This window comes from Mycolicibacterium agri (genome assembly GCF_002553505.1).
In the GTDB taxonomy this organism is placed as follows: domain Bacteria; phylum Actinomycetota; class Actinomycetes; order Mycobacteriales; family Mycobacteriaceae; genus Mycobacterium; species Mycobacterium agri.
In genome coordinates this window covers 1-6,868 of record NZ_PDCP01000154.1, presented here as the reverse complement: position 1 = coordinate 6,868, position 6,868 = coordinate 1, and the positions used below count along the sequence as shown (strand labels likewise).

Annotated in this window: 6 protein-coding genes and 1 pseudogene; 3 read left to right on the top strand and 4 right to left on the bottom strand. The window is 65.7% G+C overall.

The window, feature by feature from the left end:
• Nucleotides 1–126: 126 nt before the first annotated feature.
• A complete protein-coding gene (locus CQY20_RS32820) occupies nt 127–1,143 on the top strand; it encodes an Rv2578c family radical SAM protein (protein ID WP_097945362.1) in 1,017 nt (338 codons plus the stop codon).
• A gap of 85 nt (nt 1,144–1,228) precedes the next feature.
• Here CQY20_RS32820 and CQY20_RS32815 read toward each other — a convergent pair whose 3' ends face one another.
• The 4 genes from CQY20_RS32815 to CQY20_RS32800 all read right to left on the bottom strand — a co-directional run bounded on the left by CQY20_RS32815 (nt 1,229) and on the right by CQY20_RS32800 (nt 5,629).
• On the bottom strand, nt 1,229–2,485 hold the full coding sequence (locus CQY20_RS32815) for an acyl-CoA dehydrogenase family protein (RefSeq protein WP_097945360.1): 1,257 nt from the start codon (nt 2,483–2,485) through the stop codon (nt 1,229–1,231).
• The gene (locus tag CQY20_RS32810) at nt 2,485–3,615 is read right to left on the bottom strand and encodes an acyl-CoA dehydrogenase family protein (RefSeq protein ID WP_097945358.1); all 1,131 of its coding nucleotides are present in this window, start codon (nt 3,613–3,615) and stop codon (nt 2,485–2,487) included. The genes CQY20_RS32815 and CQY20_RS32810 overlap by 1 nt, the downstream gene beginning before the upstream one ends.
• Before the next feature lie 13 nt (nt 3,616–3,628).
• The gene (locus CQY20_RS32805; protein ID WP_097945356.1) at nt 3,629–4,855 is read right to left on the bottom strand and encodes an amidohydrolase family protein; all 1,227 of its coding nucleotides are present in this window, start codon (nt 4,853–4,855) and stop codon (nt 3,629–3,631) included.
• A 120-nt stretch (nt 4,856–4,975) separates the two neighbouring features.
• Nucleotides 4,976–5,629 carry a TetR/AcrR family transcriptional regulator gene (locus tag CQY20_RS32800; RefSeq protein ID WP_097945354.1) on the bottom strand — a complete coding sequence of 218 codons (654 nt, stop codon included), beginning with the start codon at nt 5,627–5,629 and terminating at the stop codon, nt 4,976–4,978.
• Nucleotides 5,630–5,677: 48 nt separating this feature from the next.
• Between CQY20_RS32800 and CQY20_RS32795 the strand changes: the two genes are divergently transcribed.
• On the top strand, nt 5,678–6,562 hold the full coding sequence (locus tag CQY20_RS32795; protein WP_097945352.1) for an acyl-CoA thioesterase: 885 nt from the start codon (nt 5,678–5,680) through the stop codon (nt 6,560–6,562).
• Nucleotides 6,563–6,652: 90 nt separating this feature from the next.
• Nucleotides 6,653–6,868, top strand: a pseudogene (locus CQY20_RS32790) (hypothetical protein); the annotation flags it as partial.

The following is a 6,868-nucleotide window of genomic DNA, read 5'->3' as shown; positions in this document are numbered from 1 at the left end:
CTCACCGCTTCCGGATCATCTACAACACCATCAGACCGCACCAGGCCCTCAATGACCGCACCCCAAAGCAGGCCTACCTTCACCCCATTACCCACGAAACCCTGCCAACTTCTTGACTCAAGACATATGCGGTGGGCCAACCAGGGTGTCAGCGTCGACGACGGCGCCCTTCCCGGCTTGCAGCGCATCGGCTTCGTCCGCAGCGTGCGGACGCCGCAGTTCGAGGGCATCACGTTCCATGAGGTGCTCTGCAAATCCGCGCTGAACAAGGTGCCCAACGCCGCGATGCTGCCGTTCCGGTACACGGTCAACGGGTACCGCGGCTGCTCGCACGCGTGCCGCTACTGCTTTGCCCGGCCGACACACGAATACCTCGACCTCGATTGCGGCACGGATTTCGACACCCAGGTCATCGTCAAGACCAACGTCGCCGAGGTGCTGCGACGCGAACTGCACCGCAAATCGTGGCAGCGCGAAACCGTGGCCCTCGGCACCAATACCGATCCCTATCAACGCGCAGAAGGCCGCTACGCGCTGATGCCCGGAATCATTGCCGCGCTGGCGGATTCGGGCACGCCGTTCTCGATCCTGACCAAGGGCACGCTGTTGCGGCGCGACCTGCCGCTCATCGCCGAGGCGGCCGAACGCGTCGACGTCAGCGTGGCGATATCGCTGGCGGTGGGCGATCCGGAGTTGCATAAGGACGTCGAACCCGGCACGCCGTCACCGCAGGCGCGGCTCGGGCTGATCGCCGCCATCCGTGAGGCCGGGCTGGACTGCCATGTGATGGTTGCACCGGTGCTGCCCAGGCTGACCGACTCGGTCGAGCATCTCGACGACCTACTCGGCCGGATCGCCGCCGCGGGCGCCAACGGTGTGACGGTGTTCGGTCTGCATCTGCGAGGCTCAACCCGCGGCTGGTTCATGTCCTGGCTTTCGCGGTCCCACCCCGAACTGGTCGCCGAGTACCGGCAGCTCTACGGGCGCGGCGCCTATCTGCCGTCGGACTATCGAGAGATGCTGCACGACAGGGTGACTCCGCTGGTGCACAAGCACAAGCTGGCGCCTGACCGACGATCGTTCCGCACCGCTGAGACGCCCGCCGTCGAGACCCCGCAAGTGGTGCAGCCGACGCTGTTCTAGCGAGTCCACGAGCGTATGGCCTATGTATGCGATTAGCCGGGATATCGTCCCTAGCCCATACGTTCGTGGCCTACCGCACCCGATGTCAGGTCTTGTTGCGCTTGACCTGTTTGAACGGCACGCCGCGGTCGGCGGCGTACTCGCGGGGAAAGCCGAGCACCCGCTCGCCGACGATGTTCCGCGCGATTTCGGTGGTGCCGCCGCCGAGCGACGCCGTCTGCCGTGACAGATAACGTTCGCCGTAGCGGATGAGATCGTCACCGCCGTCGACGACGCCGCAGCTGCCGACCAGCGCGACCACCGTGTCGAACTCCAGCTGATGCGTCTCGGCATGGGTGATCCGGATGATCGATCCCGCCGCGGGCGGCAGTGACCCGTCGAGAACGCCGTGATAGACGTGATCGATCAGTCGCTCCTGCACGGCGCGGTGCACCAACGCCCGGCCCGCAATCTCGCGGGCGCGTTCGCTGTCGGCCTGTCCGGTGGCCGCCAAGAGCGACACGTAGTCGATGGGCACATCGGTTTTGCCCTCAGCGCCTGTGCCGCTGGCGAATTCCGAGCCGCCGCCGACCGCGCGCCGTTCGTGGTAGAGCTGACGCGACGCGACCTCCCAGCCGCCGTTGACCTCACCGATGACCGCGTCGTCGCCCAGTTCGAGGTTGTCGAAGAACTCCTCGCAGAACTCGACGGAGCCGTTAATCTGCTTGATGCGACGCAACGTGATGCCGGGGCTGTTGATTGGCACCAGAAACATCGTCAGCCCTTCATGTTTGGGCACATTCCAATCGGTGCGGGCCAGCAGCAGGCCGTAGTCGGCGGCGAAGGCGCTTGTGCTCCACGTCTTGGCGCCGTTGATGACCCACTTGTCGCCCTTACGGTCGGCGCGGGTGATGACACCGGCCAGATCGGAACCGCCGCTGGGCTCGGAGAGCAGTTGCACGAGCACTTCTTCACCGCGCAACGCGGCCGAGATGTGTTGGCGCTTCTGCTCTTCGCTGCCCGTGTCGAGGATGGTCGCGGCGCAGATCGTGAACGTCGGCGTGTTGAGGATCATCGGCAACTCGTAGCCGCGCGACACCTCGTTGAACGCGCGCTGGTATTCGATGGGCAGGCCCAAGCCGCCGTACTCCCGCGGAAAGCAGATGCCGGCGAATCCACCGTCGTAGAGCATCTTCTGCAGTTCGCGAGCCCGCCTCCACGGCTGCTCCTCACCGCGATCGGCCACCGGCGGATTGTCCGGGTCGATCTTCGGCATGTTCGATGCGAGCCATGCGCTGGCGCGCGCCGCGAACTGCTCGACCGATTCGGTCGTGGTGGCTGCTGCCGACGTGGTCTCTGTCATCAGGCGGTCTCCTGGTGCGCGGTCAACGCGTAGACGCGCAGATTGTGGTCCTCCGGCGTGCCGAACATCGAGCGGTCGAGCAGCGTCCGGCGCAGGTACAGATGCAGGTCGTGCTCCCACGTCACGCCGATTCCGCCATGCAGTTGGATGCAGTCCTGCAGCATGCCCGGAGCATGTTCGCCCACATAAGATTTCGCGACGCTGACGGCCATCTCGGCATCGGGGGAGCGCGAGGCGACCGCGGCGACGGCGGCATTGGTGGCCGCCCTGCACCCCTCGAAGTAGATCTTCAGGTCGGCGTATTTGTGCTTGAGCGCCTGGTATGAGCCGATGGGGCGGCCGAACGAGTGCCGGTCGAAGCCCCACTGGACGGTGAAGCGCAGCACCTCGTCGAGAATGCCGACGACCTCCGCACACTGCAGCATCTGCGCGATGAGACTCTGGCGGGTGATCAGCGCAGCGGTCTGTTCGGCCGAGCCGACGACCGCCGACGCGTCCAGCGTCACACCGTCGAATTGTACACGGGCATAGCGCTTCACGAGGTCGACAGACCTCTGCGGTTCGATGCTGACGCCTGGCGCATCCGTCGGCACCAGGAACTGCCGCACCGCACCGTCACATGTCGCGGTCACCAGGAGCAGATCGCTCTCGGCGCCCGCCTCGACGCGGTCCTTGACGCCGTCGAGCCGGAAGCCGGCATCGGTCGGGGTCGCCGTCAGTGCGGGTGTCATGGGCGACCACGAGCTGGCTGGCTCATAGACCGCCCATGACGCGACCGCTTCACCGCTGATCAGCGATTCGATTGCCGCTTCGTGGTTCTCGGGCGCGTCGACCAGACCGGCCAGCACCGTGCTGACCGGATGCAGCGGCCCCGGCGCGACCGTCTTGCCCGCCAATTCGGCCACCAGCGCAAGGTCATTCACACCGTTGCCCGAAACCGAGCCGCCGCCAAGCGCTTCGGGGACGAGCAGGCTCGTCCAGCCCAACTCGGCCGCGCGTCGCCACCAGTCGGCGTCGAACGGTGTGCCGGCGTCATGCAGTTCCCGCACCCGGCTCAGCGGTGCTTCCTTCTCCAGGAATGACTGCGTCGTCGAGGCGAACAGAAGCACCTCGGGATTCGTCTCGGTCATTCAGCCGGCTATTTCAGGCAGGAATGACGATCGCGGGGACGTCGGGGTTGTGGACGATCTCATTGGGCACCTTGAACAGGTCGACCATGTTGCCGCCCATGACCTTTCGCTGCCCCTCCTGGTCGAGGTCCTGCAGATCGTCGATGAGCTTGGTGGGCTCGGCGAGGCCTTCCGGATGGGGCCAGTCGGACCCGAAGATCACCCGGTCGACGCCGATGAGGTCGGCCATCTTGGCGAAGTCGTCCTCCCAGAACGGTGCGACGTAGACGCACCGCTTGAAGGCCTCGATTGGATTCTCCGGGAACTCCTGGGGCATCTTCTTGTAGGTGCTCTCGAACTGCTTGAACAGGTAGGGCACCCAGTCCGCGCCGTTCTCGATGGACAGGATCCGCAGATCCGGATTGCGCGACAGCGCGCCGTGGCACACCAGCGCCGCCATCGAGTCCTCGATCGGGCGTTTGCCCATCGACACCATGCGAAATGCGGTGGGCTTGAACGGAAGAAACTCGTCGGCGGGCTCCCAGTCGTTGAGGTATTCCGCGTAACCGGAGTCGGATGCGTGCATCGACACCGGGATGCCGGCCTTGACGCAGGCGTCCCAGAACGGGTCGAACTCGGGCAGGCCGAACGACCGGCTGCCGCGGAAACCGGGCACCGGCGCGGGACGCACCAGCACCGTCTTCGCGCCGCGCTCCAGGCACCATTCGAGTTCCTCGAGCGCGCGGTCGACGATCGGCAGGGTGATCACCGGCGTCGAGAAGATCCGGTTCTCGTAGTTGAACTGCCACGTCTCGTACATCCACTCGTTGAGGGCGTGGATGACGTCGTGGATCAACTCGGGGTCGTCTTTCATCCGCTCCTCGACGAGGCTGGCCAGGGTCGGGAACATCAGCGAGTAGTCGAGGCCGAGGCCGTCCATCACCTCCAGGCGCGCCGCAGGCTCGCGGAACGCCGGGATTGCCTTCATCGGCTTGCCCATCACCTCGCGAAAGCTCTTGCCGCCGCTGCCGTGCCGGAAGTACTCCTCCTGGGCGCCAGGCCGCGCGACAACCTCGAAGGTCGGATTCGGGATGTAGTCGCTCACGTGGTTGCGCACCATGATCTTGGTGCGGCCGCGCACCTCGATGTAGTCGATGACGTGCTTGCGGTGGTCGGGCAGGAACTTCGTCAGCGCTTCTTTGGGCTCGTAGAAGTGGTTGTCGGCGTCGAACACCGGAAAGGACAATTGGCGTGCCGCCATGCTCGCCTCCTGGAAGTCTCGTCAGGCTGTGGTGGTAATGACATTACCACGCGTGGACCAGCATAAACACCGCCCCGGGAAACGGCATTCTCCGGGCAGGTCAGGTGGGATTCCGGAACCTCAAAAGGCGCGCAGGGCCGCGATGCAGAACTGGTAGATGTGGTCGACGGTGACGGGGACGCCGGAGAGTTCGGCGCCGAGAACGTGCAGGCGCATCGCGCCCAGCGCCGTCTGCATGATCAGCGCGGCCGTGGCGTCGACATCGATGTCGCTGCGGAAGGACCCGTCGGCTTTGCCGCGGTTGATGATGTCCTTGATCAGCTCGTGCAGCGGCGAGAGCACGCGGGCGTACTCGCGCGGCAGCGTCTCGGCCAGTCGGTCGTTGTAGTTGGTCAAACCGCGATTGACCTTGTCCTGCTTGGTGGTTTCGGCAGGAGTGCAGATGCGGTCGATCAGCATCCGCAGCGCCGCGACCGGGGCCAGATCGGCGGTGGCCGCACGCCACGAGCGCGTGGACTCGGACATGATCTTGTCGATCAGCGCGAGCAGCAACTCGTCCTTCGTCGAGAAATGCTGATAGAAGGACCGAAGCGACGTCTTCGAGCGTTCGACGACCTCGAGCACGGTGAAGTCGGTGCGGCCTGTTTCCCCGAGGATCTCCAGCGCGGAGCGCATGAAACGGCGCTCGCGCGACTCCGGTTCGACCCCGTCAGAGTTGTCCGACGCGGCGGGGCGCGTCGCGCCGGCCGGGGACCGTCCGCTCGACTTGGCCATGGTAATGACGTTACCGGTTTTGCGTCGGCTCGGTTACTGTTCCCACCCATGACGACGGACTCAGCTCAGACGCCATGGACCGTGCAGGGACTGCTCGACCTGTTCGACGCCGAACCCGCGGGGGAGAACGTGTTCACCGCGGCGACGGGCCCCGCTGGCGAAGACCAGCGCCAGGTCGTCGAGGGCACCCAGGTCCTGGCGCAGATGATCGTGGCCGCGGCGAAGCGGTTCCCGGAGAAGTCGATTCGCTCGGCGTACGCGGTGTTCGCGCGGGCGGTTCTGGTCAGTGGGGGTCCGGTCGAGTTGGAGATCGACGTCGTGAGCGAGGGGCGCTCGACGGCAAGCGCGGTGATCACGGCCAAACAGAACGGCAAGCGCTGCATCACCGCGACGATCCTCGCCGACGTGCCGACCGAGGACGTGATCCGCCATCACCTGCCGCGCCCGCAGGTCGCCGGGCCCGCCGACGCGAATGTGTCGGAGATGCCGATGGCGGGACGTCAGCTGCGATTGGTCGACGTCGTCGATGTCAACAGCCCCGACGAGGTCGGCCCGCCGGAGCTGTATGCCTGGCTGCACTACGACCCTATCCCGACGCGCGACGACTTGGCGAAAGCGCTTATCGCGTATTTCACTGGGCACCTTGGCATTTCGACCACAATGCGGGCACACGAAGGTATCGGAACCAGTCAGGCGCACCTGACCGTGTCGACGGCGCCGATGACGGTGTCGGTCAGCTTCCACGAACCGGTGCGCTGGGACGACTGGCTGCTGTATTCGCATGAGAGCACGCAGGTGGGTGCGGGCATGTCGTACGTGCGCGGCACGGTGCACACCGAGCAGGGAGAGTTGCTGGCGTCGTTCACCCAGGACGCGCTGATCCGCCCGCTGCGCACCTCCGACACGGCGATCAAGGAGCAGTCGCGGCTGTAGTCCGGAAACCGGACCTTTACAATCTCCCGGCAAAGTGTCACGCTGAGGGGAATCGCAGCCGGACACCCGCTCGTCGAGATTGGACCCGCCATGTCGTCGCAGACCCACTCCACGATCAAGCGCGACGCTCGGACGTTGCCCGCGATGGCACGGCCGCGGGCGCGCGTCAGCACCGTGCTGCGGCACGAGATGACCGTCATCGCAGCAGATGTGGCCGATGTCGTGGCGTCGGCGGGCGGCTGGCTCTACGACCGGCGCATGGCGGGGTGGTGGGTCAACGTCATGGTGTCCGATCGGGAGGGCGGG

Coding starts and splice junctions, on each gene's coding strand:
- CQY20_RS32815 (WP_097945360.1), bottom strand. CDS start 2,485: ATGACAGAGACCACGTCGGCAGCAGCCACCACGACCGAATCGGTCGAG.
- CQY20_RS32805 (WP_097945356.1), bottom strand. CDS start 4,855: ATGGCGGCACGCCAATTGTCCTTTCCGGTGTTCGACGCCGACAACCAC.
- CQY20_RS32800 (WP_097945354.1), bottom strand. CDS start 5,629: ATGGCCAAGTCGAGCGGACGGTCCCCGGCCGGCGCGACGCGCCCCGCC.
- CQY20_RS32795 (WP_097945352.1), top strand. CDS start 5,678: ATGACGACGGACTCAGCTCAGACGCCATGGACCGTGCAGGGACTGCTC.
- CQY20_RS32810 (WP_097945358.1), bottom strand. CDS start 3,615: ATGACCGAGACGAATCCCGAGGTGCTTCTGTTCGCCTCGACGACGCAG.
- CQY20_RS32820 (WP_097945362.1), top strand. CDS start 127: ATGCGGTGGGCCAACCAGGGTGTCAGCGTCGACGACGGCGCCCTTCCC.